Below are 25,841 nucleotides of genomic sequence, written 5' to 3'. Positions count from 1 at the left end.
TCTACGGTTAATGAACCATGTCTAAACTGCGAGACGAACAGAGCGAAGGCAGTCTTAAGGCGCCGATGCGCCATCCAATCAATTGGCAAGATCCCGATTTCTATAATGAAGAAACCCTGGTCAAGGAATTTGACAGGGTGTTTGATATCTGTCACGGCTGCCGGCGTTGCGTAAGTCTCTGCAACGCGTTTCCAACCCTTTTCGACCTTATTGATGAATCGGAGACTATGGAAATAGACGGCGTGGCAAAGAAAGACTATTGGCAGGTCGTTGACCACTGCTATCTTTGTGATTTGTGTTTTATGACTAAGTGCCCCTATGTACCACCTCATCCTTGGAATGTGGACTTTCCTCACCTCATGCTGCGGGCCAAGGCAGTGAAATATAAGAAAGGGAAAACGCGTGCCCGTGACAAGATCCTGAGTTCTACGGATGTTGTCGGAAGGCTAGCCGGGATCCCGGTTGTTGCAGAGATTGTCAATGCAGCAAACAAGAACCCGTCTGCCCGTAAAGTGATGGAGAAGACTCTGGGCGTTCATCGGGAGGCCTTGCTACCAACATATCATAGCGATACGTTTCGTAGGCGGCGAAAGCGGAGTAAGCCGGCACATATCATTCCTGAGCCGACAGAAACCACCCAGGGAAAGGTTGCGCTATTTGTGACTTGCTATGGCAACCGAAATGAACCGCAGCTCGGCGAAGATCTGATAACAATATTTGCGCACAATGGTATTCCAGTCACATTAGCTAGCAAGGAGCGGTGCTGCGGGATGCCAATGCTCGAATTGGGTGATCTGGATGCCGTTGCCCGCGCAAAGAAGACGAATATTGCCGTATTGACCCGGCTAGTGGATGAAGGCTGGGATATCGTGGCGCCCGTACCCTCGTGTGTGTTGATGTTCAAGCAAGAATTGCCCTTATTGTTTCCAGACGACCCTAACGTAAGAAAAATCCGCGATGCCATGTTTGATCCTTTTGAATATCTAATGTTACGTCATAAGGCCAATAAACTGCGGACTGATTTTTCGAACCCGCTGGGCAAGATCTTTTACCACGCGGCCTGTCACTTGCGTGTACAGAACATTGGATTAAAGACCCGCGAAGCATTACAGCTAATCCCGGGAACGACGGTGGAGACGATTCAACGTTGCTCTGGGCACAATGGTACTTACGCGGTAAAGAAAGAATTCCATAAACCGTCAATGAAAATTTGTAAGCCGGTAATTTCACGACTGCAGGAAAGCAGGTCCGATCACTATGCCAGTGACTGCCCGATGGCGGGACATCAGATAGAAAATGGATTGAGTGGTGGAATGAAACCCGAACACCCGTTGGCGTTATTTCGGAATGCCTACGGCATTTAGTGCTTTTGTACCAGCACCTGAAGATTCATTTTGCTGCGTCTAGAATGCAGCTATAGTTGGAAAATGTCGTCAATATTGAAGACGATAATCCGACAAGATCTGTATTCTTTGGAGGAATACGCGGCGGATCGGGCACAATTTCGCGCGGAAGTAATGGCTCATAAGAAGGATCGCAAGGTCCATGTTGGACCGAACGCCACGTTGTATTTCGAGGATCGGCTAACCATTCAGTACCAAGTTCAGGAAATGTTGCGAGTTGAACGAATCTTTGCAAAAGACGAGATCCAAGCTGAACTTGACACCTATAATCCATTAATTCCGGATGGCAGCAACTGGAAGGCTACGATGATGCTTGAATACGAAGATGTCGGCGAGCGCACGAGTGCGCTCGCCCAGCTTATTGGCGTGGAAGATCGGGTATGGGTAAAGGTTGGTAACCATGATCCTGTATGGGCAACCGCCGATGAAGATCTGGAACGGGAGGATGAATCCAAGACCTCGTCCGTACACTTTGTTCGTTTTGAATTAACACCCGATATGATACGCGACCTCAAATCAGGTAGCCACGTTGGTATCGGGATCGAACATGAGAACTATCTGCACAAAGTAGATTCCATTGCAGAAGACGTGCGTGCATCGCTGATAAGAGATCTAGATTAGTTTCCCCAGTTCAATTAATTGCATCTAGGCGAGGCTCGCTTCTGGGCTTGCTTTTTCTGGCTGGCTGAGATAGAAACCTGTTGGTCTTGTGTAGATCTTAGCTTATCCCCGTCATTGACTCTTTTTTCACTCGATCGCACATGTGGCCACATTGCAGAAAGCGATTGTGGGTCGATGAATCATTTACCCGTCCGTTATCGTAAAGATCATCAACTTTTCATAGGATACTATTTGTAAGAGGGACCGCGACCTGGCACGTTCAAACTACAAAGCGGCGGATATTGAGGTGCTGACCGGTTTGGAGCCGGTGCGCAAGCGCCCGGGCATGTACACGGATACAACTCGTCCAAACTATTTGGCGCAGGAAGTGATTGACAACAGTGTTGACGAAGCGATTGCAGGGTATGCAAGCAAAGTTGAGGTAATTGTGCATTCGGATGGTTCTATGACGGTAGCCGATAATGGACGTGGCATGCCTGTTGATGTGCACCCCGGAGAGAAAATCACAGGCGTTGAGGTGATCCTCGCACGACTTCATGCTGGCGCAAAATTTTCGCAAAAGAATTATCGATTTTCCGGTGGGCTTCACGGCGTCGGTGTATCGGTGGTCAATGCGCTCTCAAAAAACCTGGAAGTCTGGGTGAAACGCGGTGGCAAGGAATATTACATGACCTTCAAGAACGGCGAGAGAAAATTCAACTTAAAGGTTGTTGGGAGCGTGGGAAAGCAGAATACTGGCACGAAAATTCGTTTCTTGCCTGATCCGCGGTATTTCGACTCAGTCAAATTCTCTATTCCCCGCCTCAAGCATATCCTTCGCGCTAAGGCGATTCTGTGTTCGAGATTAAGAGTGATTTTTAAGAATGAAGCATCGGGCGAGAAAGCGGATTGGTACTATGAGGATGGACTCAAGACTTATCTGACCGATGCACTTTCCGATTTGGAAATGATTCCCAAGGAAGCTTTTACCGGCAGCATGGAAGGCGAAACGGAAGCTGTCGACTGGGTGGTGCACTGGTTGCCAGAGGAAGGGGAGACGATCACGGAAAGCTACGTTAATCTCGTTCCGACATCACAAGGCGGCACCCATACGAATGGGCTCCGTACCGGTTTGTTGGAAGCTATACGAGAGTTTTGTGAATTCCGCAGTCTTTTACCGCGGGGCGTCAAACTTGGCGCCGATGATGTATGGGAGCGGTGCTGTTACATCCTATCAGTGAAACTTCAAGATCCTCAGTTTACCGGACAAACCAAGGAACGTCTCACATCTCGCGCGTGCGCAGCGTTTGTGTCAGGCGTCGTCAGAGATGCATTGAGTTTGTGGTTGCATACTCATGTGGAGATTGGTGAGCGCATTGCTGAACTCGTGATTAGTCGTGCCCAGAAACGGTTGCGGGCCATTAAAAAGGTGACCCGCAAAAAGCTCGGTACAGGCCCTTCACTACCGGGGAAGCTGGCCGACTGTGCGTCCCAGGATCTCAATGTTACAGAACTCTTTCTTTTAGAAGGTGATTCAGCGGGCGGATCCGCTAAACAAGCCCGTGATCGTGAATTTCAGGCAATCATGCCCCTGCGCGGCAAGATACTTAACACCTGGGAGATCGATTCTTCAGAGGTTCTGGCATCACAAGAGATCCATGACATCGCAATGGCAATTGGTGTCGATCCTGGTTCAAGTGATCTTAAAAATCTACGTTATGGGAAGATTTGTATTCTCGCAGATGCAGACTCCGACGGGGCCCATATTGCAACATTATTATGTGCATTATTCGTACGTCACTTTCGATCGCTCGTAGCGGCAGGTCATATATATGTTGCCATGCCCCCGTTATACCGTATCGACGTGGGGAAGGATGTTTTTTACGCGCTGGATGATGAAGAAAAACAGGGCATCCTTGATCGGATCGCCGCAGAAAAAATTAAAGGAAAGGTGAATGTGCAGCGGTTTAAAGGACTCGGCGAAATGAATCCCATGCAGTTGCGTGAAACGACCATGGCGCCAGACACACGTCGTTTGGTTCAACTTACGATCGGCGCATCGAAAAAAGTTGATAATGTCATGGACATGCTGCTCGGTAAAAAACGCAGCTCTGATCGCAAAAAATGGATCGAAACGAAGGGCGATCTCGCCAATTTATAATCATTCTTATTTAGCCAGACTATGACATGCAATTTATCGTACATTTAAACCGCTTAATTTCATAAAGTATAAATTAATATGAGCCACGAGTTGATTCCCGAAAACATCGAGCACCAGGCTGTACAACAGTTTGCTGAGCAGGCGTACCTCGATTACTCCATGTACGTTATCCTCGATCGTGCGCTTCCGCACATTGGGGATGGACTCAAGCCCGTACAGCGGCGAATCATCTATGCCATGTCGGAACTGGCGCTGAAGGCGAGCGCAAAATACAAGAAATCAGCTCGCACCATCGGCGATGTAATCGGCAAGTATCATCCGCATGGAGATGCTGCCTGCTACGAGGCGATGGTACTCATGGCCCAGTCTTTTTCGTATCGCTATCCGCTCATTGATGGGCAGGGTAATTGGGGCTCCATGGACGATCCCAAATCGTTTGCTGCGATGCGCTATACCGAAGCCAAGCTGACCGAATTCGCGGGACTGTTACTTGAGGAGATTAGTTTTGGCACCGTCGACTGGGTGCCTAATTTTGACAGCACCCTTCGTGAACCCAAAATCCTTCCGGCACGCTTACCCCATATCCTTCTTAACGGGACCACCGGGATCGCAGTCGGTATGGCCACGGATATTCCACCCCATAACCTGAAAGAAGTGGCAAGCGCGTGTATTCGCTTGCTCGAGGATCCCAAGGCCACTGTCAAACAACTTTGTGAACATATAAAAGGTCCTGATTTTCCAACTGATGCTGAAATCGTTACACCGCGTACCGATATTTTAGAAATGTATGAGACAGGTATGGGATCAATTCGCATTCGGGCTCGTTTTGAACGCGAGGAAGGTAATATTATTGTTAATGCGCTGCCCTACCAGAGTTCGGGAACCAAAATCTTAGAACAGATCGCAGGCCAGATGAATGCAAAGAAACTGCCTATGCTGGAAGACCTGCGCGATGAATCCGATCACGAGAATCCGACACGATTAGTACTTGTTCCGCGTTCAAACAGAGTCAACGTGGATCAGCTGATGGGGCATCTCTTTGCAAGTACAGATCTAGAGCGCAGCTACCGCGTGAACGTTAATGTGATTGGCATGAACGGGCGGCCCCAGGTCAAGGGGCTGAAAGCGATCCTCTCCGAGTGGCTGGCATTCAGGACTGAAACCGTCCGCCGGCGCTTGAAGCACCGCCTGGAAGAGGTAGTTAGCCGCCTGCACATCCTTGATGGGTTCAGGACTGTTTACGGCAATGTCGACACAGTGATTGCCATTATTCGCAAGAAAGATAAACCCAAGCGGGTTTTAATGGCACGCTTCAAGCTCGATGATGAGCAAGCCGAAGCGATCCTGGAACTTAAGCTTCGCCAGCTTGCCAAGCTCGAAGAAATGAAGATACGTGATGAGCAAAAGGAGTTGTCGAAGGAGAAAGGGGAGCTCGACAAAGCACTCAAGTCAAAGCAACGCCTAAAAAAAGTGATCCTTCAAGAGATCCAAAGTGATGTGGAACGCTTTGGTGATGAGCGTCGCTCACCCCTTGTTGAGCGAGAACAGGCACAGATGCTGGATGAAACTGCCTTAATCCCGTCAGAGGCGATAACGGTGATCTTGTCGGACAAGGGGTGGATTAGATCAGCCAAGGGCCACGAGATTGACGCCCCTGCTTTAAACTACCTGGCGGGCGATCGATATAAGTCTGCCGCCCGTGGCCGAAGCAACGAGTTAGCCGTTTTTGTGGATTCGACCGGCCGTAGCTATTCAATTCCAGGCCACTCGCTTCCTTCTGCACGCGGAATGGGCGAGCCTCTTTCGGGGCGGTTGACACCACCGGAAGGGGCGAGATTCGAGGGGGTGATGCTTGGGCAGCCGGATGCCCTGTATCTGCTCGCAACCGATGTGGGTTACGGGCTTGTCGCCAGCCTTGAGGCGCTTTACGCTAAGAATAAGGCGGGCAAGGCCGTCTTGCGTGTACCGGACAGAGCTAAAGTGCTGACACCGGCTGCCGTTTCAGACTTTGAATCTGACCGCATCGCCGCGGTGACGACGCAGGGCAGGCTTTTGGTCTTTCCGCTTAACGAGTTGCCAAGGCTTTCCAAGGGCAAAGGGCTAAAGATTATCCAGATTCCATCTGCTAAGTTGGCAGCTCGCGACGAGATCGTGTCCGCTGTGACTGTTGTGCCGGATGACGGAGCGTTAATCCTGCATTCGGGCCAGCGCCACTTGACGTTGAAAAGCGCGGATCTTGAGCATTACATGGGTGAGCGCGCACAGCGGGGGCGCGTCCTGCCCCGGGGCTTCCGACGTGTGACATTGATGGAGCCCGCTTGACTTGAATCCATGTGGACAGGCGGTGTTCGAAAACAGGCTTGTTTCAATATTATCCTATAACGCGAGTTTCCCCTTAGGAGTGTAATGATGTTACGTATTGGCCTCTTTCTTGCCACTAACTTGGCGATTATCGCCGTGCTGAGCATCGTCATGACGATCTTCGGGATACAAGGCGTCCTCGATGAGCAAGGCATTGACCTGAACCTAAAAGCGCTGTTAGTCATGGCGGTGGTCATTGGCATGACGGGCTCGTTCATGTCGCTGGCCCTGTCCAAGTGGATGGCCAGGCGCGCGACCGGCGCGCAGGTGATTCAGCGGCCTGCTAATGCGACAGAGGCGTGGCTCGTGGACACCGTTGCGAGGCAGGCACGTGAGTCGGGGATCGGCATGCCCGACGTTGCAATCTACGAGGCATCTCACCTCAATGCCTTTGCAACCGGGATGAACCGCAATAAAGCGATGGTAGCGGTTAGCACAGGGCTTTTAGCCAGTATGAATCGCGACGAAGCGGAAGCTGTGCTCGGTCACGAGGTCTCACACCTTGCCAACGGCGACATGGTGACACTCGCGCTGATCCAAGGGGTCGTGAACACGTTCGTCGTGTTCTTCTCCTATGTGATTGGTCATGTTGTGGACCGGGTCGTCTTTAAGACTCAGCGGGGCCATGGCCCCGGTTATTGGATAACTACGATTGTGGCGCAAATCGTTTTGGGGATATTGGCGAGCACGATTGTATTGTGGTTTAGCCGCCGTAGAGAATTCAGAGCAGATGCCGGCGGGGCCCGGCTGGCGCGCCGTGACAAGATGATCAAAGCTTTGGAGCGCTTGCGCTCCGCGATGGGCCAGCCGCCACTTCCGAATCAAATGGCAGCCTTTGGCATTTCCGGTCAGTTTCGTCAGGGGCTGGCTCGGCTCTTTTCAACACATCCGCCGCTGGATGCGCGGATCGAGGCCTTGCGGAGCGCGCCGTACTAATCATTTGCCAGAAGTTCAGCGGGTATTTTGTGGGGTGCCCCTGGCTGCTCGCGCACCAGCCGTGGCACGAGGTAGCCGGGAAGGCGAGCGCGCACGCCGTCAACTAAATAAAGCGCTCTTTGGCGATCCACGTCGAAATGCGCCGCGCCTTGCACCGGGTCGAGCAGGTGGAGGTAATAGGGCAGCACTCCATTAAAAAAAAGGGACTCGCTGAGATCCACCAGCGCTTGAACGCTGTCATTAACGCCTCGCAACAACACAGACTGATTCAGCAATGTGACACCGCGTTCTCGAAAGCGTGCGGTCGCCCGCGACACCGATTCATCTATTTCATTGGCATGGTTTGCATGTAGGACCACGATGGGTTGCAGGCGGGTCCCGCACAGCCAGTCAAGCAAGGTCTTATCGACTCGTTCAGGCACCACGATAGGTAGTCGTGTGTGAATTCGCATGCGTATGACATGCGGGATCTGAGCGATCTTCGCCGCGAGGTATTCAAGGCGCGCGTCAGACAAGGATAGGGGATCACCCCCGCTCAAGATGACCTCCTTAATTGATTGATCCTTTTGAATGTATGCCAGCGCTAACTGCCAGTGCCCGGTGGCCGCGTTCGATGCGGCGTAGGGAAAATGGCGGCGAAAGCAGTAGCGACAGTGCACAGCGCATGCACCGGTGGTCACAAGGAGTGCGCGTCCATGGTATTTGTGCAAAACGCCGGGAACAGTCTGAGCGGATAAATCGCCAACGGGATCATGGCTAAATCCCGGCACACGATCATCCTCATTCACGATCGGCAGGACCTGACGCAGTAAGGGATCCTCGGGATCACCTTTACGCATTCGGGAGACGTAGCCACGTGGTACTCTCAAAGGAAAGTCCTGTTGGCCCTTCTCCGACAGATGGAGCTGCTGTGGAGACAGGTCGAGCATCGTCAACAGTTCCTCTATGTTGGACACCGCCTGTCGCAGTTCCGCTTGCCATCCGTCAGACTGCATAGGGGCTCGCATTCACGTTATCATAAAACTTTCATGACTTAGGATACTAGGCTAAGAACGTAATATGACGACATACAGCACTAACGAATTCAAGAGCGGGCTCAAACTAATCATCGATGGCGATCCTTATACGATATTAGAAAACGAGTTCGTTAAACCGGGGAAAGGGCAGGCCTTCAATCGGGTCAAGTTACGGAATTTGAAAACTGGTCGTGTTGTGGAAAAAACATTTAAATCAGCCGAGAGTGTTGAAGGGGCTGATGTCATCGATGTGGAAATGCAGTATTTATACAGTGACGGTGCGATGTGGCATTTTATGGATCCAGCATCCTATGAGCAGTACTCTAGGGACAGTACCGCTATGGGTGATACAGCCAAATGGTTAAAAGGACAGGAGATGTGTCTGGTGACGTTGTGGAATGGACAACCGCTCTCGGTATTACCACCCAATTTTGTCACACTGGTCGTTAGCGCCACGGATCCCGGGGTTCGCGGCGATACCTCAAGTGGCGGCAGCAAACCCGCGACGCTAGAAACAGGGGCAGTCGTAAAAGTCCCATTCTTTATTCAAGTGGGGGAGGTGATAAAGATCGATACGCGCACGGGCGAGTACGTAGCACGAGCCAAAGATTCCCCATGACTCTTGGAACTGCACAATTAAGACGAACAAAGGACTCGCAACCAGTGAGAAGTATTTTCTCTTGTCTATCGTTAGAGGTGGTATGAGTTCCCGAATCGAAGAAGAAAGCATAGAAAGCTGGCGTCCGAGCGCTTCACTGGAGCACTTAGCGCTGCGCGCTGAGATGCTTGCAAAAGCGCGTGCATTTTTTAGAGCGCATGGTGTTATGGAGGTGGAAACACCCATACTCTGTCAAGCGACAGTAAGTGATCCGAACATCCAGAGCCTGCACACACACTATACGCCACCTTACGGCGCGGCTGACAGGATGCTATATCTGCATACGTCCCCTGAATTTGCGATGAAACGATTACTTGCAAGTGGGTCGGGTGCAATCTATCAGATCACCAAGGTTTTCAGAGACGGCGAACAGGGGCGTTTACACAATCCAGAATTCACGATGATTGAGTGGTACCGTCCAGGTATCAATTACGTGGCGCTCATGGATGAGGTCGAGATGTTGGTAAGTCAACTAACGGGCACGGTGGCATCGCAACGCCTCACCTATGCAGAAGGCTTTAGGAGACAAACAGGCTTCGATCCACATGATGCATCGGTATTGGAATTGCGTAACTATGCCCTAGCTCATGGGCTCAAGTCGGGTAACCCCCGTGGAGATGACCGCGACACGTATCTCGACTTTATACTTGTGAATCAGGTTGCGCCCACGTTGGGAAAAGACTGTTTGACGTTCATCTACGACTATCCAGCGAGTCAAGCAACATTGGCCGACATCTCCCCGGCTAATGCGGCGGTATCTGAACGATTCGAATTGTTTATGGGAGGGATAGAAATCGCTAATGGGGCGAGTGAGCTCACCGATCCAGCGGAACACAGGCGCCGATTCAACCGTGACCTGTCAAAACGACGCCAGCGCGGCAGCGATGCGGTACCTTGGGATGAGCGCTATTTGGCGGCCGTCGACAGCGGGCTTCCTCCGTGTGCTGGCGTGGCGTTGGGGTTCGACCGGCTCGTCATGGTACACGCAGGCGTCTCTGATGTCGCCGACGTATTGCCATTTCCAGTGGGACAAGCATAACGCACGAGCCGAGCTCTTGTGCAGTGAAATAGCCCGATTTCACCAAAACCGACGCAAAAACTCGTTACAATAGAATAGCATCATCGAACGTTGTGCTGTCTCGTTCATAACAGGCTGCTTTATGCTAACCCCCGCCGAATTTCTCTCCGCGCGCAGTCCCCTGGTGCAGCATGTGGAGGGTTTCGCCGCGCGCCCCCAGCAGCAGGAGATGGCAGAGGCCATCGCCCGCACCCTCAATCAGTATGGCATGCTTGTCTGTGAGGCCGGGTCGGGCACGGGCAAGACCTTCGCCTATCTTGTTCCCGCACTGATGTCGGGAAAGAAGGTCATCGTCTCTACGGGTACCAAGCATCTCCAAGATCAACTATTTCATCGTGACCTGCCAGTTGTCCGCGCGGCGCTGGCGATACCTGTGCATGTGGCATTGCTTAAGGGACGCGCGAACTATCTCTGCCTGCACCGCCTTGGCCAGGCGGAGATCGAAGCCGGTTTTCTGTCTCCGCAAGTGAGTGCTGACCTGCAAAGCATAAAGGCATGGGCCGGGAGAACCCAAACGGGTGATCGTGCGGAACTCGTGGATATTCCTGAAGACGCGTCGGTGTGGCCACACGTGACGTCCACGGCCGATAACTGCCTGGGCCAAGAATGTCCGTTATTTAATGACTGTTATGTGGTAAAGGCTCGTCGTGAGGCGAACGAAGCAGAAATCTTGGTGGTGAACCATCACTTGTTTCTTGCGGATATGGCGCTGCGCGATGAAGGGTTTGGCGAAGTGCTTCCAGGGGCAGAAGCCGTGATTTTTGATGAGGCGCATCAGCTGCCCGAGGCAGCGTCTGCGTTCTTTGGGATTGCATTAAGTAGTCGCCAGGTGATTGAATTGGCGCGCGACAGTAAAAACGCGTATTTAAGCGAAGCACGTGACGTGCCAACCTTCACAGAGGCGTGCGGCGCACTGGAGAAAACGGTGGCTGAATTGCGTCTCACCCTGGGCAGCAACGATCACCGAGCTGCCTGGGAGCAAGCCAAAGCCGACCATGCGGTAAGTGAGGCGTTGGCGTCGCTAAAGGCAATGCTTGCACATTTGCAGTCCGAACTTGAACCACTCGCGGAGCGGGCAAAAGTCCTTGAGAGCTGTGGCCGACGATGTGCATTGCTCCTGGCGCAACTCAACCTGTTTGCAGATGTGCATGAGAATGACCATATCCAGTGGTATGAGACCCGCGGGCGGGGCTTTCGTTTGTATGAGACACCCCTGGATATCTCCGAGGCCTTTCAGTCCCGGCTTAACGCTTATCAGTGTGCTTGGATTTTCACTTCCGCAACGCTCGCGATCGGTAGCGACTTCCGACATTTCACAAGCCAACTGGGTCTCAATGAAGCCGAGATGTTGCGTTGGGATAGCCCTTATGATTACGAAACACAAACCTTGCTATACATTCCCGACCCCATGCCTGATCCAAGGGATCCAAGCTATACAGCGGCCGTGATCAATGCGGCGTTACCGGTACTTAAGGCAAGCCAAGGTCGAGCCTTTCTGCTCTTTACAAGTCACCGTGCACTGAGTGAAGGGAGGGGGCTTCTTGAAGGCCGTATCAAGTTTCCCTTGATCGTGCAGGGCGAGGGGCCCCGATCTGAATTGCTACGACGCTTCCGAGCGCTAAACAACGCGGTTTTATTGGGCACAAGCAGTTTTTGGGAAGGTGTTGACGTTAGAGGCGAGGCGCTGTCGTGCGTTATTATCGATAAACTTCCGTTTGCGTCGCCTGAGGATCCGATCCTCCAGGCGCGAATTAGCAGGATGCAGAGTCAGGGCCGTGATCCTTTTATCGAGTTTCAGCTACCTCAGGCGGTGATTGCCTTAAAACAGGGGGTAGGCCGACTCATTCGAGACGTGCGCGATCGAGGTGTGCTGGTGTTGTGTGACCCTCGCCTGTTTACGCGTGGCTATGGGCACGTGTTTCTTGACGGCCTTCCGCCGATGCCCCAGACGCGCGATATTAAAGATGTACGTCGATTCCTTTCGGAGAATAAATCCAGCGAAATCAGAGCCAAGGCTTGATTGGCTTGTGCATGTTGCTTACCGGCGAGCCAATCCGGAGTGAGTGGATCTATGTCTTTCTAAGGCCATCATCGTTACCGATGTACTAAGATTTACTAGGTGTTCGATATTTGTTTATTACTTTCTAATGGCAACAATTTTAACCATCGATCCTGATACTGAGAAGCGAATTGGTGAACTTGGGCGGCGGCTGCTTGCGCAAGCTCAGAAAAACGCAAACGCAGCGAAGTCTGGACACCATTGGCTGGATCGCTTTATGGAACGGATCATGGAGAATGAAAAGTTTCGCGTACAGGGGCTACGTTTTGTCGATGTGCTGCCAACGCTCGATAAAGATGAAGATCTCGTCCGTCACTTACAGGAGTATTTTGATGAAGATGAAGTGCCACTGACGGGTCTTGTGAAATTAGGGCTACGCCACATTCGTACAAGGCCGAGTGACAAGCTTGTTGCCAAAGCTGTGCGCAGTGCTATCCAGAAACTTGCTCGCCGTTTTATGGGTGGTGCTCATGTTGATGAAGCGATGGTTGTGGGCGAGGAACTACGTTCTAGAAACATTGGATTTAGCATCGATCTGTTAGGCGAGGCGACTGTTAGCGAAGAGGAGGGCGAACTCTATAAGACACACTATCGGCAATTGCTGGATCGCTTGCCGCCAAAGTTAGAAACGTGGGCGCCAAATGCATTGCTTGATACGGTGAACGGACGGAAGGCACCACGCTTAAACGTGTCGTTGAAAGTCTCTTCTCTGTTTTCTCAGATCAATCGTCTAGATCTCGATAGCACTGTCAAGGGCATCTCATCCCGCTTACGCCCCATCCTTCTTGCTGCCAAAAGCAACGGCGCATTTGTTTATCTGGATATGGAACAGTACGACCTTAAGGACGCGACTGTGGCATCTTTTCAGAAACTCTTGATGGAACCAGAACTGCGTGACTGGCCGGACGCCGGGATCGCGTTGCAGGCGTATCTTGTGGATACAGAACATGACCTCAGTGAGCTAATTGATTGGGCTAAGAACAGAGGAACACCTGTCACCGTTCGGCTAGTCCGCGGAGCCTATTGGGACTTTGAGACTGTGGTGGCGGAGCAAAATCATTGGCCTCTACCAACATGGCCGGAAAAGTGGCGTACGGATGCATGTTATGAGCGCTGTGTGCGGCTACTGTTTGAAAACCATCCGTATATCGAGGCGGCAATTGCGACCCATAATGTACGCAGTCTTAGCTTGGCCATGGTGCTGGTGGGTGAATATGGGTTATCGCCTGATCAGTTTGAGTTTCAGATGCTCTATGGCATGGCAAAGTCCTTGGAAGATGTTATTCCCGAGATGGGGTTTCGGTTGCGGGTCTATCTTCCCTATGGTGAGCTTATCCCCGGCATGGCCTATCTGGTGCGAAGACTATTAGAAAATTCCTCAAGTCAGTCCTTTCAGCGTATGAGTCTCTTGAAGGACCTTCCGCCGGCGCGTTTATTGGCGCCTCCTCACGCGGAGTTTCAGTCGGAGAATGTTAAAGAGGCGCCTGTTCCTGACGCTAATCAATCAACCGAATCTCGGGCTTCTGAGAGCACCAACAATGACGGAGATATAGAAAGACCAAACTTTAACAACTTCATCAACGAGCCCGTACACCGATTTACCAATCGTTTAGAGAGAGAACATTTTCACGATGCAATCGATGACGTGAGAAGGCAGTTGGGATCTGACTATCCACTGATCATCAATGGCGAGGCCATTGATACCGGAGAATATATAGTCTCCATCAATCCGGCGAACCCGGACGAGATGGTCGGGCGGGTCGCAGTGGCTAATGAACTACAGGCAAAGAGTGCATTAGAGGGTGCCACCGAAGCATTTAACGATTGGGCCGGGTTGTCCATGGATGCGCGAGCAGAGTATCTGTTTCGAGCAGCTCAGCGCCTCCGGGAGCGACGTGATGAGTTCGCTGCCTGGGAGATCTTTGAGGCGGGTAAGACATGGGGCGAAGCAGATCTCAATGTGTGTGAGGCCATTGATTATCTAGAGTACTACGGGCGTGAAGCGCTACGGCTCGGCGCTACCGGTTCGAAGGAAGTGCCTGGGGAGACGAATGCCTTTATTTATCGCCCACGTGGGGTTGGGCTTATTATCCCACCGTGGAATTTCCCACTCGCGATCTTGACGGGAATGCTTTCCGGGGCCATCGTCACGGGAAACACGGCAATATTGAAGCCTTCTTCCCAAACGCCTGTCATTGCAGCTAAATTTGCGGAACTATTACAAGAGGTCAATTTACCTGCTGGCGTCGTTCAGTTCCTTGCGGGACCAGGCAGCGACCTTGGGGAACATCTGGTGAAAGATCCGCAAATTCACTTTGTGGCATTTACCGGGTCGATGGAAGTTGGCACTAGGATCATCAAATTGGCGTCTGATGTCGGGGAGGGACAGCATCATGTCAAGCGTGTCATTGCAGAGATGGGCGGCAAAAATGCAATCATCGTGGACAGTGACGCTGATCTAGATGATGCAGTCCTTGGCGTGGTAGCTTCAGCGTTTGGCTATCAGGGGCAAAAATGCAGTGCAGCGTCCAGGGTGATTGTAGTAGGCCACCGTTATGATCTCTTTCTGCATCGTCTCGTTGAAGCAACCCGTAGCCTGAAGGCTGGTATGCCGGCGGATCCAGGTGTTCGCGTGGGACCGGTTATTGGAGCAGCGGCCTATGAACGAATACGCCAGGCGATTGCCGTCGGTCGTGATACCGCAGAGGTCGCGCTGGAGATGGATTGTTCTGACAAAGGCCCGGGATTTTTCATCGGCCCCACGATCTTCAGCCATGTTCCAGCTGATTCGCCGCTTGCTCAGGAGGAGATCTTCGGACCAGTTCTTGCTGTGATGCACGCAGAGAATTTTGATGAAGCCTTAGTGCTTGCTAATAACACACGCTATGCGCTGACAGGGGGCGTCTATTCCCGCAGCCCAGCTAATATTGCCAAGGCGTGTCAGGAGTTCGAAGTCGGCAATCTCTATATTAATCGAAAGATCACGGGCGCGCTGGTCGGCCGGCAACCCTTTGGTGGCTTTAAGTTAAGTGGGTTGGGCAGTAAAACAGGGGGCCCGGACTATCTTCTGCAATTTTTGACGCCGCACACTATCACAGAGAATACACTACGTCGCGGATTTGCGCCTAGCCAAGACATCGCGGCGGAACTTGGCGGGCTTTAATTCCTGATTATTTTTTCCACATACCAGCAGAATGCCCGGTGTTAGGCGGGTATGTATGATTCCATAAAGAGATTCTCTAAGCGCGTATTGATTATATTCACTATCATTCAATTCTTATCTTTTAGGCAAAGCGCTGCCCAAATGAACTACCCCGTGGGATTCGTTAACCTAGGAGAGGTTGTCCCTACAATTGTTTTGGATATGAGGTATTACTCATTTCACAATTTTATTGGAGAACCAATTAAAAGTTACCATGCCAATAAGTGTATTCTCACGAGTGAAGCAGCAGATGCACTAGGAGACGTTCAAAAAGAACTCGTTCAGTTTTCATTGTCGCTGAAAATCTACGATTGCTATCGCCCTCAGGACGCGGTCGATCAATTTATCAGATGGGCGCAGGACCTTAGCGATACACGTACCAAAAACGAATTTTATCCAACCATAAAGAAGCAGGAACTCATTGGAAAAGGCTATATTTCTGGGCAGTCAAGTCATAGCCGAGGCAGTACCGTCGATATAACAATTGTTCCGCTGCCGGTTCCAGAACAAGCAAAATATCGCGTTGAGGAACCATTGCAGGAATGTTACCTGCCTGAAGAAGAGCGATTCAAGGATAACAGTATTGATATGGGATCAGGATATGATTGTTTTCATAGATTTGCTATCACCAATAATAGCGAAGTTGGAGCGAGGCAACGTATGAATCGGTTGTTATTGAAAGCTGTGATGGAAAAATATGGTTTCGTAAATTATGAAAAAGAGTGGTGGCATTTCACTCTAAAAAATGAGCCTTTTAAGAATGTTTATTTCAATTTTCCGATTGAATAAACATATGTTAGCGAGCGAGGCAAGCCTCAACTCAGGTCAACAACAAGTAATTTAAAATTCCAGGTGTTTGGGTGTGCGGGGAAAAGGGATCACGTCGCGGATATTGGTCACGCCCGTGACCAACATCAAGAAGCGTTCGAACCCTAAGCCGAATCCACTGTGCGGTGCGCTGCCAAAGCGCCGTGAATCCAGATACCACCAATAATCGTCCTCCGTTAATCCCGTCTCCCGAATTCGTGATCTGAGCACGTCCAAGCGCTCTTCGCGCTGGCTACCTCCAACAATCTCGCCAACGCGTGGGACCAAGACATCCAACGCCGTCACGGTCTTTTCGTCATCGTTGAGTCTCATATAAAAGGCCTTGATGTCCTTGGGGTAGTTATACACGATAACGGGCCGCTCAAAATGACGTTCTGTTAGGTATCGCTCGTGTTCTGATTGGAGGTCTTTTCCCCAGGCAACTTCAAACTCGAACGATTCACCGGACTTCTCCAAGATGTCAATCGCCTCGCTATAGGGAAGGCGCACAAATTCATGGGATGCAATGTTCTCCAGGTTATCCATGAGGCTCTGGTCGACGAATCGCGCAAACAACGCCAGATCTTCGCTGCATTTATCCATGGTGTACGATGTCAGGTAACGCACGAAAGTTTCGGCCAGATCCATATCATCGGACAGCTCATAGAACGCCATTTCTGGCTCCACCATCCAGAATTCCGAGATGTGACGACTGGTGTTCGAATTTTCTGCCCGGAACGTTGGCCCAAAGGTATAGACCTCACCCAGTGCAAGCGCCAGCATCTCAGCTGAGAGCTGCCCGGATACGGTTAGTTTGGTCTCTTTACCGAAAAAATCCTCAGTGTAGTCAACGCGACCTTCTTTTTTGGGTACCTTGTGCAGGTCCAGCGTCGTGACGTTGAACATCTCACCTGCGCCTTCGCAGTCTGCGCCAGTAAGGATGGGTGAATGGATGTACCAAAACCCCCTGTCTTGAAAGAATTGGTGAATGGCATAGGACAATTGCGATCGCATTCGAAACATGGCGCCGTACTTGTTGGTGCGTGGCCTCAAATGCGCAATACTGCGCAGATACTCATCGGTATGCCGCTTTTTCTGTAACGGATACGAATCGGGCGCATGGCCGATCATGTCGATTTTTGTTGCCCGAATTTCCCAGTTTTGGCCCGATCCGGGGGAAGCAATCAGCGCACCTTCTACAGAGATTGCAGAACCTGTCGGGATCTTCTTGATAGCGTCGTAGTTGGGAAGAGCACCGTCCGCTATGATTTGAATGTTGCTCAAGCACGATCCGTCGTTGAGCTCGATGAAGGAAAAGTCTTTGGAATCCCGTCGCGTACGGACCCATCCCTTGGCCAGCAAGCTGTCAATAGGGGCACTCGCGTTCAGCAATTCAATTACCTTGCTGCGTTCAGGCATCTGCCTTACTCCCGGTTGTTACCTGATTGGAATCCGGTTGGTGACCGCGGCCCATTGGAATTTTATCAAATGGAATGATCAACGTTTCATCGCCAAGGTGAGACCATCCGCAATGGGCAGCATCGATAATGCAATCCTATCATCTTGATGAAGTTGTTCATTGAAGATACGAATCGCCACTGTGTCGGCTTCCTGTTCGTTTATATCTGCAACTCTACCGCCCCAAAGCACGTTATCTACAAGAATGAGACCACCTCTGCGTAGTAGTTTCAGGGATCGCTCGTAATATCCGAGGTAATTTTCTTTTTCCGCGTCGATAAAGATGAAGTCGAAGGAGTCTTGCTGGCCCTGGTCAAGCAATCTATCCATGGTCTCCAAACCTGGTGCCAATATCAGTTCAATCTTGTCAGCAACGCCGGCTTCCCGCCAGTAGCGCCGCGCGACCGAAGTCCATTCCTCATTGATGTCACAGGCGACTAGCTTGCCGTCCGGCGGTAGCGCAAGGGCAATGCAGAATGCACTGTAGCCAGTGAATACGCCGACTTCGAGCGCCTTGGTTGCACCCATTATCTGTACCAGGAGGCTCATGAACTGCCCCTGTTCTGAAGCGATTTGCATCTCCGCCATAGGGAATTTCGTGGTTTCCTCCCGCAGCCTCCGAAGCAGATCGGGCTCACGGAGGGATACAGAAATAAGGTACTCATGAAGCGTATCGGTTAATGTGATGCTTTTTCTTGTCATGGTGAAGTCTTCAGCTTGACTGGTATGATTTATACTACAAATACACATCTCAGGCTTTTATATCAGCTTAGATAAGCTTGCTCGTTCTGGAAAGAGACATCAGTCAGATGTCCTTAGAAGGCGGCCTCAATGACGTATTCGATGTTCACACAATGTCCCGCTGATGCCGTCAAGATCATTCAGCTTACGGACACCCATCTCTATGCCGACGCATCGAGAACCTTTGATGGTGTCAACACACAGAACTCACTGGAATGTGTGATCGATCTAGCCCGAGAGAACCACTGGCCTCCCGATATGGTCCTTGCCACAGGGGATCTCGCCCATGAACCGGTGCCAGCAGCCTATGAAAGGTTACGGGAAATCTTCAATGGCCTGAAGATACCTGTGTATTGCATTCCCGGTAACCATGATGATCCGACTGTCATGGGCAAGACTCTGCCTGCATCAAACGTCCATCTCACAAGAAGCATTCGCGGCCCACAATGGCAAATCATCTTACTCGACACGGTGGTGCCCGATTCCCATGGCGGCCATTTGGCGGAATCCGAACAGACCTATCTGGATGAGGCATTGCGGGCGGCGCCTGAAGCATATGCCTTGATTTGCCTGCACCACTCGCCGGTGCTTATCGGCAGTCGTTTTATGGACGAGATCGCACTGGATAATCCCGTGGCGTTGTTTGCCATTATCGATCGCTATCCTCAGGTGAGGGCAGTGCTGTGGGGTCATATCCACCAGGAATTCAACGCCGAGCGAGGCGGGGTGCGTCTTTTTGGATCACCGTCAACCTGCGTGCAGTTCAAGCCCGGGGCGCAGGAGTATGTCCCCGACACCCAGCCGCCAGGCTATCGCTGGCTGCTGCTGCAGGGGGACGGCACGGTCCAGACGGGCATCCAGCGCCTCAAGGGCGCGGCCTAGGCGGGTCAAAAAGGGATGGTGAGGGGGCAAGACGGCTGACGACCGTGCTTGGCTTTCCTAGCAAGAATTGCCAATATATTAATTATACCAATTTGTTATATCTAAAACTTAATGTGGTACATTGATTGTACTGGCCGTGATGCCAAAGCTCATCGAACCACTTGATCGCGCAGATAGACGGGCAGGGCCAACTCAGCCGGCACAAACTCGCCCCGCAAGAAGCCCTCGACACCTAAGATGGCGACGTCCTGTGCCCTTGGGTAACGCGCCGCTTCAAATGCGCTAAGGGACTCGCCGAGACGCGCTGCGAGTGCCGCACCGTGGGCTTGCCAGCCGCTGCCGACACCGAACCACGGTCCGTGCTCCGGTATCGGGACCTCGCTGGGTAGGCGAATGCATTCGTCGAGGACTCCTCGCATGATCCCATTCTCGCCGCATGCGTAGGCGCCCCAGTACACTTCGCCAATCCGGGCATCGATCGCTGAGAGCACCCGCTCCCGTTTTGCCTCCCTCAGCTGGCCCTGGGCGAGCGCAGCGAGCGAAGAGACCGGCACAACCGACAAGTCCAAACCAAAGGCAATTCCTTGAATAACACCGGCGCCAATGCGCAAGCCGGTAAATGCGCCTGGACCCCTGCCGAATGCCAGGCCGTCTAGGTTTGCAACACCAATACCTGCATCCGCGCACAGGGTGTCGATCATGGACAGAACGAGCTCTGCATGACGGCGCGGCGCAAGTTCCCATAGTTCCTTAATCTCACCGTCGCTGAAAAGTGCAGCAGAACATGCTTCGGTTGACGTATCGATGGCGAGTAGTTTCAATCGTAAAACTCAGTTTTTTTGATTCACCGTGTGTCTATTATCTCATTTATCGCCGCATTCAAGCTTTTTGGCACTGATATTTCATTGATCTCTACCGGACACAACTGTCGGCCGATACATAATCCGGGGGGAAAAGTTTGCATTTAGGATATAATGCTGCGAAATGTTCAAACCCTTGGAAGTATTCATCGGGCTTCGTTATACGCGGGCGAAACGCCGTAACCATTTCATCTCTTTTATTTCCCTGACCTCTATGCTGGGGATTGCCCTCGGCGTTTTGGCGTTGATCACGGTGCTTTCGGTCATGAATGGCTTTGAGAAGGAGTTGCGTGAGCGAATCCTCGGGATGGCGTCGCACGCGACGGTCGTTGAGCGTGGCAAGCCGTTGCGTAATTGGCAAAAAGTTGCCGAGGCGGTTCAGAGCCATCCGAAAATTCTTGGTGCCGCACCATTCATTCGGGGCGAGGCAATGCTTGTGCACGGGCAGCGCGTAAACGGGGTCGTGGTGAGAGGCATCTCGCCCAGCGAGGAGCCTAAGGTATCCATCATAGCGGACAAGATGATTGCAGGAGAACTTTCGGCGCTAAAGCCGGGGGAATATGGAACCATACTGGGTCACAGTCTTGCCGCCGCCCTGGGCGCTGAGATTGGTGACAAAATTACAGTCGTGGCACCTCAGGCTACTGTGACACCCGCGGGGATCCTTCCGCGCCTTCGGCGCTTTACGCTCGTTGGGATCTATGAAATTGGGATGCATGAGTATGACAGTGCGCTCGCACTGATACACATTGATGATGCAGCACGGTTATTCAGGCTGGAAGGCGGTGTCACGGGTCTTCGTCTTATCACGGATGACATCTATTCGGCCCCCACGATAACTCGTAGCGTTGTCCATCAACTGCCGGGAAACTATTGGGTAGTGGACTGGACCCAGCAACATGCCAACTTTTTCCGGGCGTTAAAAACGGAAAAGACTGTGATGTTCGTCATACTGGCCCTGATTGTCGCAGTGGCGGCATTTAATATCGTATCGACCCTGGTCATGGTTGTGACCGATAAACAGGCCGACATTGCCGTTCTGCGTACGTTAGGCGCTACACCGCGAAGTATCATGGGGATCTTCATGGTGCAAGGTACCGTAATAGGCCTTGTAGGGACTATTCTGGGCGTGGTGGCGGGCGTATGGCTGGCGAGCAACGTGGAGACCATTGTGCCCAGTATTGAGGCGTTATTTGAGGTGCAGTTCCTGTCGCCCGATGTCTATTACATCAGCGAGGTGCCTTCGGATATGCAGTGGATAGATGTTGTCCGAATTAGTATCGTTGCCTTCTTCCTGTGTATACTCGCAACGATCTATCCGGCGTGGCGTGCAGCACGTACGCAGCCAGCCGAAGCTCTGCGCTATGAATGAAGCGCCGATTTTATCCTGTCACGATCTGCATAAATCCTTTGTTGAAGGGCGCATCAGAGTCGATGTGCTGCGCGGCGTAGACCTCGCTGTTAACGCTGGCGATCGCATTGCCATTGTCGGTGCATCCGGCTCTGGAAAGAGCACTCTCCTGCATCTTCTTGGCGGCCTCGATATGCCGACGAAGGGAGAAGTCAGCGTCGACGGCAGTGTGATGACGTCGTTAAATGAAGTCGAACGTGGCAGGCTCCGCAATCGTGCGTTGGGTTTCGTCTATCAGTTTCACCATCTGTTGCCGGAGTTTTCGGCGTTAGAAAACGTGTGCATGCCACTTTTAATCAGGGGCGCTGAGCCTCATTCGGTGAAGCAAGTGGCGGCTGATCTACTGGAGCGGGTCGGACTCGGTGATCGACTGCATCATAAGCCAGGAGAGTTGTCTGGAGGAGAACGGCAGCGAGCAGCAATAGCTCGTGCTTTAGTGACGACGCCTCAATGCATATTAGCGGATGAACCGACAGGCAATTTGGATGAGCATACGGCAGATCAGGTGTTTGATCTGATACTTGAACTGAATAGTGCCTATCGTACAAGTCTCGTGGCGGTGACGCATAACATGCGCCTGGCAGGGCGTATGGATCGCATAATGCACTTGACCGATGGACACCTTGAGCCGATGTGACTTAAGTCTTCGCCCTCGAATTTCGCCTGTTGGCCCATTTGCGTACTACGAATACGCGCCACAAGAAGCGCATAAGCCAGTATCCGGCCACGGCACTCAAGGTCCCGAATACCAAGCAGCCCAGAAGGAACGGTTGCCAAATAATCGCCAAGGTTTCGACAAACCACTGATACGAGAATTCAAACTCGATGGTACGGATCGGGATATTCATGATGGCGCTACCGGTCCGGTAGGCAAGATAGAATAGTGGCGGTATGGTGATGGGATTATTGACCCAGACGAAGACAATCGCCAGTGGCAGGTTGACGCGCACTACGATGGCTACGGCAGCAGCCAGAATCATCTGGAGTGGGATCGGGACAAAGGCAACGAAAAGCCCCACCGCAACCCCCCCTGCTGCCGATCGGCGGGTCAAATGCCACAGGTTCGGATCGTGAAGGCGCTCGCCAAATAGTCGCAGATGTTTGTGGTTGTGGAGCTCGTGTCTTTCTGGCAGATAGCGCTTAAAGATTCTTCTTAGGCCCATTTTTTTGTGTTTTTGGCGTGCAAAAGGCCCGCTATTATAACTGAAAGGTGCCGGTCCCCGCTTCTGGCGCAAAAATGGCTGGGACGATGCGTTTCTGATGCGCAGCACCGACGATCGTCCGGTGTCGTTGGGCGCCATTGCGTATATTACTATGTAAAACAAGTAATAAAGAAATGATCTTGAACGCCTTTCTAGGATCCATCCTCTCCTCTGGTACAACACCCCGAATGCATTGGCGCGGGCGCGCGGCCTTGCTCGGCGCATAAGTCGGATAATCCGTCATGCGTCTCGGTATCCTGGCGTTTCTCTTGGGCATTTTGGCCTGCATTCAACTGACGTCCCTGCCCGATAGCCGCCTTATATTCCTTATCCCCGTCGGCGTTGGTCTTATCCTCTTCACGCGTCGGCTCCGACTCCCTGCATTTTTCCTTTGTGGCTTTCTATGGGCGCTCTTTCGGGCCGATTGGATCCTTTCTGATGCACTCCCCAAGGCCATTGAAGGCCAGACGGTGACCGTCGAAGGGACAGTCGCATCGCTGCCCACGCCACGAGGTCGTGCGGTCCGTTTTGAACTTGATATCGAGCGGCTCGTGTTCGACGGGCGCGACTGGGATCCCCCGGGACGGGTGCGACTGAATTGGTATGGCAACCGACCTCGACTTAGTCCCGGTGAGCCGTGGCGACTGGCTGTTCGCCTGAAAAGGCCCTACGGTTTTATGAATCCCGGGGGTTTTGACTACGAGGGCTGGCTTTTCCGCGAAAAGCTTCGAGCCACAGGCTATGTCGTCAAGCATCCCGCGAATCAGCGCCTTGATACGGCCAAGGTCGCGTCGATTCAGCGTCTCCGTCACAGACTCTGGGACGTTATTCAGGGCGCCCTGGGTGACGCGCCAGAGACGGGTCTGGTCGGCGCTTTGGCCATCGGCGTTCGCGATAAAATGTCACAATCCCAGTGGCAGGTGCTGACCGGTACCGGTACCAATCACCTCATGGCGATCTCGGGATTGCATATAGGGCTGATTGCGGGCTTGGTATTTTTTTTGGCGCGTTGGTTGTGGTCTCTCGCCGGTGTTACCGTCCAATATCTTGCAGCGCCACGTTTTGCTGCGATTGCGGGCCTTTTAGCTGCATTCGCCTATGCCGCCTTGGCTGGGTTCTCGGTACCCACACAACGCGCGCTGGTTATGATAGCGCTGGTGATGGCGGGTGTGCTCACCCATCGTCGTATCGCATCGATAGATCTCTTGCTCCTGGCGTTAGGGGTTGTTCTGGTTATCGACCCCTTTGCCGTCATTTCGGCTGGATTCTGGCTCTCATTTGGGGCGGTTGCCGTCATTCTATACGGCATGATCGGGCGCACGCCTGTCCAACGGATCTGGTGGCGCTGGGGACGGGTACAGTGGCTCGTAGCTACCGTATATAGCGCTAAGTTTTAATTTACGAATAGCTTATATACAGTAACTTAAATAGATTACTTTACTTATATTCAAATGGATTAGGTAACGATTAGGTAACAACTACGCGCGCACGCGCGAGGGAAAAGGTACTACTTTTCTTCAATCAAAAAGTGGAGATAAATGGCGGTTAGGAGTCCCTAAATACAGCACTCATAATGCTCCGTACGAACGTTCTAGGGATTAACTGACTAAGGCGCAATGTCCGCTTCCGACCCAAAGCGGACATTCGTGATTATGGCACCATTGTTCTCGTTGGCGATGCGGTTTGTTACATGATGCCAATCTAGAAGTGAAACTCTGCAGGGATTCTGCCACCCGCCAGCGAAGGACACCGTCCGTCCGCTTATGGTTATGGCGCCTGCACAGCTCGCTGGGACAGCACGATCGCGACACCGCCGAGCGTTGCGGTGGAGGCTAACAACAGGCGCAGTGTTATCTGTTCGGAGAGCAAGAGGACCCCGCCGAAGGCAGCGATCACGGGAACAGAGAGCTGAACTGTGGCTGCACCGGTGGCCGTGAGACCACGAAGCGCCGTATACCATATAACATAGCCCAAGCCAGAGGCGATAGCCCCTGAGGCCGCCGCCAAGGCCAGGCCACTAGAAGAGCCGTGAAAGTCGCCGATGAACAAGAGGCTGACGATGATCACTAAGGGCACCGAGTAAATGAAGTTGTTAGCAGTGGCCTCCAGGGGATCGGCGGCGCCCCTACCCAGCAACGAATAGAACCCCCAGGCGATCCCGGCGATGGCCATTAGGACGGCACCCAAGAGGTCGGGTGCAGTCACGCCCGGTGAGACCAGGTACACCAGTCCGAGAATGGCCAGAGTGAGCCCGGCCCATGACAACAATGGGAACTGCTCGCCACCCCGCAGCGCAACGATAAACATCGTAAGCTGAACTGCGCCAAATAGAATTAACGCGCCTGTACCTGCACTGAGCGACAGATACGCGAAGGAAAAGAAGGCCATGTAGGTAAATAGCAAGGTGGCAGAGCGCCAATCGGCTGAAGAGCGGCCGCGGGCTCGCCAGCGAGGCAGTACGATGAGACTCAGCAACACCGCGCCGGAGATCACCCTGACAGTAGCGAAGCTTGCAGGGTCGATGAGTTCCTGTCTTAAAGCAAGTCGGCACAACAAAGAGTTGGCTGCAAATGCCAGCATCGCGAGAACCGTCAGCAACACGGTACTCGCGGCAATTGATCTGGAGTTCGTTGAAGGGATACCGGCCACCCTAAGGTCGATTAACAACGCCTATAACAGCAAGAATGTTTGTACATAGCCCCGTCAATTCAGCCAAACAGATGCACGCACGTCAACTGGTTCCTAGACGTCTAGCTGGCGAGAAGGTCCGCTTCTGGCCGTAAGCGGACACTTAATATCAATGTCAGATCATGACTGTGGATGATCTTTCTTTCTCCCACCAGTCATTTCATACAAACGATGTAATTCATCTTCCAAGCTATTGTCGGGCATATCCACACCAGCACGCCTATACCAGTAATTGGCATTGCTTATGTCACCTTCTACCCGATGCAGGTAAGCATGAATAAGACAGGATAATTTATCAGAATATTGTTGTACTAACTT

The 25,841-nt window shown here is 52.1% G+C and carries 23 protein-coding genes; 15 read left to right on the top strand and 8 right to left on the bottom strand.

Going from position 1 to position 25,841, the window contains the following annotated elements:
• Window positions 1-17 precede the first annotated feature (17 nt).
• From O6944_12195 to htpX, 5 genes are all read left to right on the top strand, one after another.
• Entirely contained in the window at window positions 18-1,364 is a 1,347-nt protein-coding gene (locus tag O6944_12195; protein MCZ6719896.1) for a heterodisulfide reductase-related iron-sulfur binding cluster, read from the top strand.
• A 63-nt stretch (window positions 1,365-1,427) separates the two neighbouring features.
• Entirely contained in the window at window positions 1,428-2,024 is a 597-nt protein-coding gene (locus O6944_12190) for a DUF3501 family protein (protein MCZ6719895.1), read from the top strand.
• Between the two features lie 250 nt (window positions 2,025-2,274).
• Window positions 2,275-4,164 (top strand): DNA topoisomerase IV subunit B, encoded by a 1,890-nt coding sequence (gene parE, locus O6944_12185; protein MCZ6719894.1) that lies wholly within the window; start codon window positions 2,275-2,277, stop codon window positions 4,162-4,164.
• A 72-nt stretch (window positions 4,165-4,236) separates the two neighbouring features.
• Window positions 4,237-6,486, top strand: coding sequence for a DNA topoisomerase IV subunit A (gene parC, locus O6944_12180; GenBank protein MCZ6719893.1), 2,250 nt, complete (start codon window positions 4,237-4,239; stop codon window positions 6,484-6,486).
• An 87-nt stretch (window positions 6,487-6,573) separates the two neighbouring features.
• Window positions 6,574-7,461 carry a protease HtpX gene (gene htpX / locus O6944_12175; protein ID MCZ6719892.1) on the top strand — a complete coding sequence of 296 codons (888 nt, stop codon included), beginning with the start codon at window positions 6,574-6,576 and terminating at the stop codon, window positions 7,459-7,461.
• Here the strand turns inward: htpX and epmB are convergent.
• Window positions 7,458-8,456 (bottom strand): EF-P beta-lysylation protein EpmB, encoded by a 999-nt coding sequence (epmB, locus tag O6944_12170; protein ID MCZ6719891.1) that lies wholly within the window; start codon window positions 8,454-8,456, stop codon window positions 7,458-7,460. The genes htpX and epmB overlap by 4 nt on opposite strands.
• A 64-nt stretch (window positions 8,457-8,520) precedes the next feature.
• On the opposite strand from epmB, the gene efp reads away from it, so the two are divergent.
• The 5 genes from efp to O6944_12145 all read left to right on the top strand — a co-directional run bounded on the left by efp (window position 8,521) and on the right by O6944_12145 (window position 16,263).
• Window positions 8,521-9,096: an elongation factor P gene (efp, locus tag O6944_12165; protein ID MCZ6719890.1), complete on the top strand. Its 576-nt coding sequence runs from the start codon at window positions 8,521-8,523 to the stop codon at window positions 9,094-9,096.
• A gap of 82 nt (window positions 9,097-9,178) precedes the next feature.
• Window positions 9,179-10,174: an EF-P lysine aminoacylase EpmA gene (epmA, locus tag O6944_12160; protein ID MCZ6719889.1), complete on the top strand. Its 996-nt coding sequence runs from the start codon at window positions 9,179-9,181 to the stop codon at window positions 10,172-10,174.
• 121 nt (window positions 10,175-10,295) lie between these two features.
• Window positions 10,296-12,233: an ATP-dependent DNA helicase gene (locus O6944_12155; protein MCZ6719888.1), complete on the top strand. Its 1,938-nt coding sequence runs from the start codon at window positions 10,296-10,298 to the stop codon at window positions 12,231-12,233.
• A 127-nt stretch (window positions 12,234-12,360) separates the two neighbouring features.
• Window positions 12,361-15,435, top strand: a complete 3,075-nt coding sequence (pruA, locus tag O6944_12150; GenBank protein MCZ6719887.1) for an L-glutamate gamma-semialdehyde dehydrogenase — start codon at window positions 12,361-12,363, stop codon at window positions 15,433-15,435.
• Window positions 15,436-15,576: 141 nt separating this feature from the next.
• Complete coding sequence (locus O6944_12145; GenBank protein ID MCZ6719886.1) at window positions 15,577-16,263, top strand: M15 family metallopeptidase; 687 nt, start codon at window positions 15,577-15,579, stop codon at window positions 16,261-16,263.
• Between the two features lie 51 nt (window positions 16,264-16,314).
• Here O6944_12145 and asnS read toward each other — a convergent pair whose 3' ends face one another.
• On the bottom strand, window positions 16,315-17,700 hold the full coding sequence (asnS, locus tag O6944_12140) for an asparagine--tRNA ligase (GenBank protein ID MCZ6719885.1): 1,386 nt from the start codon (window positions 17,698-17,700) through the stop codon (window positions 16,315-16,317).
• 78 nt (window positions 17,701-17,778) lie between these two features.
• Window positions 17,779-18,441 carry a class I SAM-dependent methyltransferase gene (locus tag O6944_12135; protein MCZ6719884.1) on the bottom strand — a complete coding sequence of 221 codons (663 nt, stop codon included), beginning with the start codon at window positions 18,439-18,441 and terminating at the stop codon, window positions 17,779-17,781.
• A 129-nt stretch (window positions 18,442-18,570) separates the two neighbouring features.
• On the opposite strand from O6944_12135, the gene cpdA reads away from it, so the two are divergent.
• A complete protein-coding gene (gene cpdA, locus O6944_12130) occupies window positions 18,571-19,362 on the top strand; it encodes a 3',5'-cyclic-AMP phosphodiesterase (GenBank protein MCZ6719883.1) in 792 nt (263 codons plus the stop codon).
• A 149-nt stretch (window positions 19,363-19,511) separates the two neighbouring features.
• Here cpdA and tsaB read toward each other — a convergent pair whose 3' ends face one another.
• Window positions 19,512-20,183, bottom strand: coding sequence for a tRNA (adenosine(37)-N6)-threonylcarbamoyltransferase complex dimerization subunit type 1 TsaB (gene tsaB / locus O6944_12125; GenBank protein MCZ6719882.1), 672 nt, complete (start codon window positions 20,181-20,183; stop codon window positions 19,512-19,514).
• Between the two features lie 163 nt (window positions 20,184-20,346).
• Between tsaB and O6944_12120 the strand changes: the two genes are divergently transcribed.
• Window positions 20,347-21,594, top strand: coding sequence for a lipoprotein-releasing ABC transporter permease subunit (locus tag O6944_12120; protein MCZ6719881.1), 1,248 nt, complete (start codon window positions 20,347-20,349; stop codon window positions 21,592-21,594).
• Window positions 21,587-22,270: a lipoprotein-releasing ABC transporter ATP-binding protein LolD gene (gene lolD / locus O6944_12115; GenBank protein MCZ6719880.1), complete on the top strand. Its 684-nt coding sequence runs from the start codon at window positions 21,587-21,589 to the stop codon at window positions 22,268-22,270. The genes O6944_12120 and lolD overlap by 8 nt, the downstream gene beginning before the upstream one ends.
• Window position 22,271: 1 nt before the next feature.
• Here the strand turns inward: lolD and O6944_12110 are convergent, their stop codons facing one another.
• Both O6944_12110 and O6944_12105 read right to left on the bottom strand, forming a co-directional pair.
• A complete protein-coding gene (locus O6944_12110; protein MCZ6719879.1) occupies window positions 22,272-22,796 on the bottom strand; it encodes a DUF2062 domain-containing protein in 525 nt (174 codons plus the stop codon).
• 34 nt (window positions 22,797-22,830) lie between these two features.
• A complete protein-coding gene (locus O6944_12105) occupies window positions 22,831-22,998 on the bottom strand; it encodes a hypothetical protein (protein MCZ6719878.1) in 168 nt (55 codons plus the stop codon).
• 79 nt (window positions 22,999-23,077) lie between these two features.
• On the opposite strand from O6944_12105, the gene O6944_12100 reads away from it, so the two are divergent.
• A complete protein-coding gene (locus tag O6944_12100; GenBank protein MCZ6719877.1) occupies window positions 23,078-24,232 on the top strand; it encodes a ComEC/Rec2 family competence protein in 1,155 nt (384 codons plus the stop codon).
• A 370-nt stretch (window positions 24,233-24,602) separates the two neighbouring features.
• Here O6944_12100 and O6944_12095 read toward each other — a convergent pair whose 3' ends face one another.
• Window positions 24,603-25,412 (bottom strand): DMT family transporter, encoded by an 810-nt coding sequence (locus O6944_12095; GenBank protein MCZ6719876.1) that lies wholly within the window; start codon window positions 25,410-25,412, stop codon window positions 24,603-24,605.
• On the opposite strand from O6944_12095, the gene O6944_12090 reads away from it, so the two are divergent.
• Complete coding sequence (locus O6944_12090; GenBank protein ID MCZ6719875.1) at window positions 25,297-25,533, top strand: hypothetical protein; 237 nt, start codon at window positions 25,297-25,299, stop codon at window positions 25,531-25,533. The two genes, O6944_12095 and O6944_12090, sit on opposite strands and share 116 nt — an antisense overlap.
• 110 nt (window positions 25,534-25,643) lie before the next feature.
• Here the strand turns inward: O6944_12090 and O6944_12085 are convergent.
• Window positions 25,644-25,841 (bottom strand): hypothetical protein (locus tag O6944_12085; GenBank protein MCZ6719874.1); only part of this gene is annotated, 198 nt, incomplete at its 5' end.

This window comes from Gammaproteobacteria bacterium (assembly GCA_027296625.1).
In the GTDB taxonomy this organism is placed as follows: domain Bacteria; phylum Pseudomonadota; class Gammaproteobacteria; order JAKEHO01; family JAKEHO01; genus JAKEHO01.
This window is presented reverse-complemented; position numbering and strand designations above follow the sequence as displayed.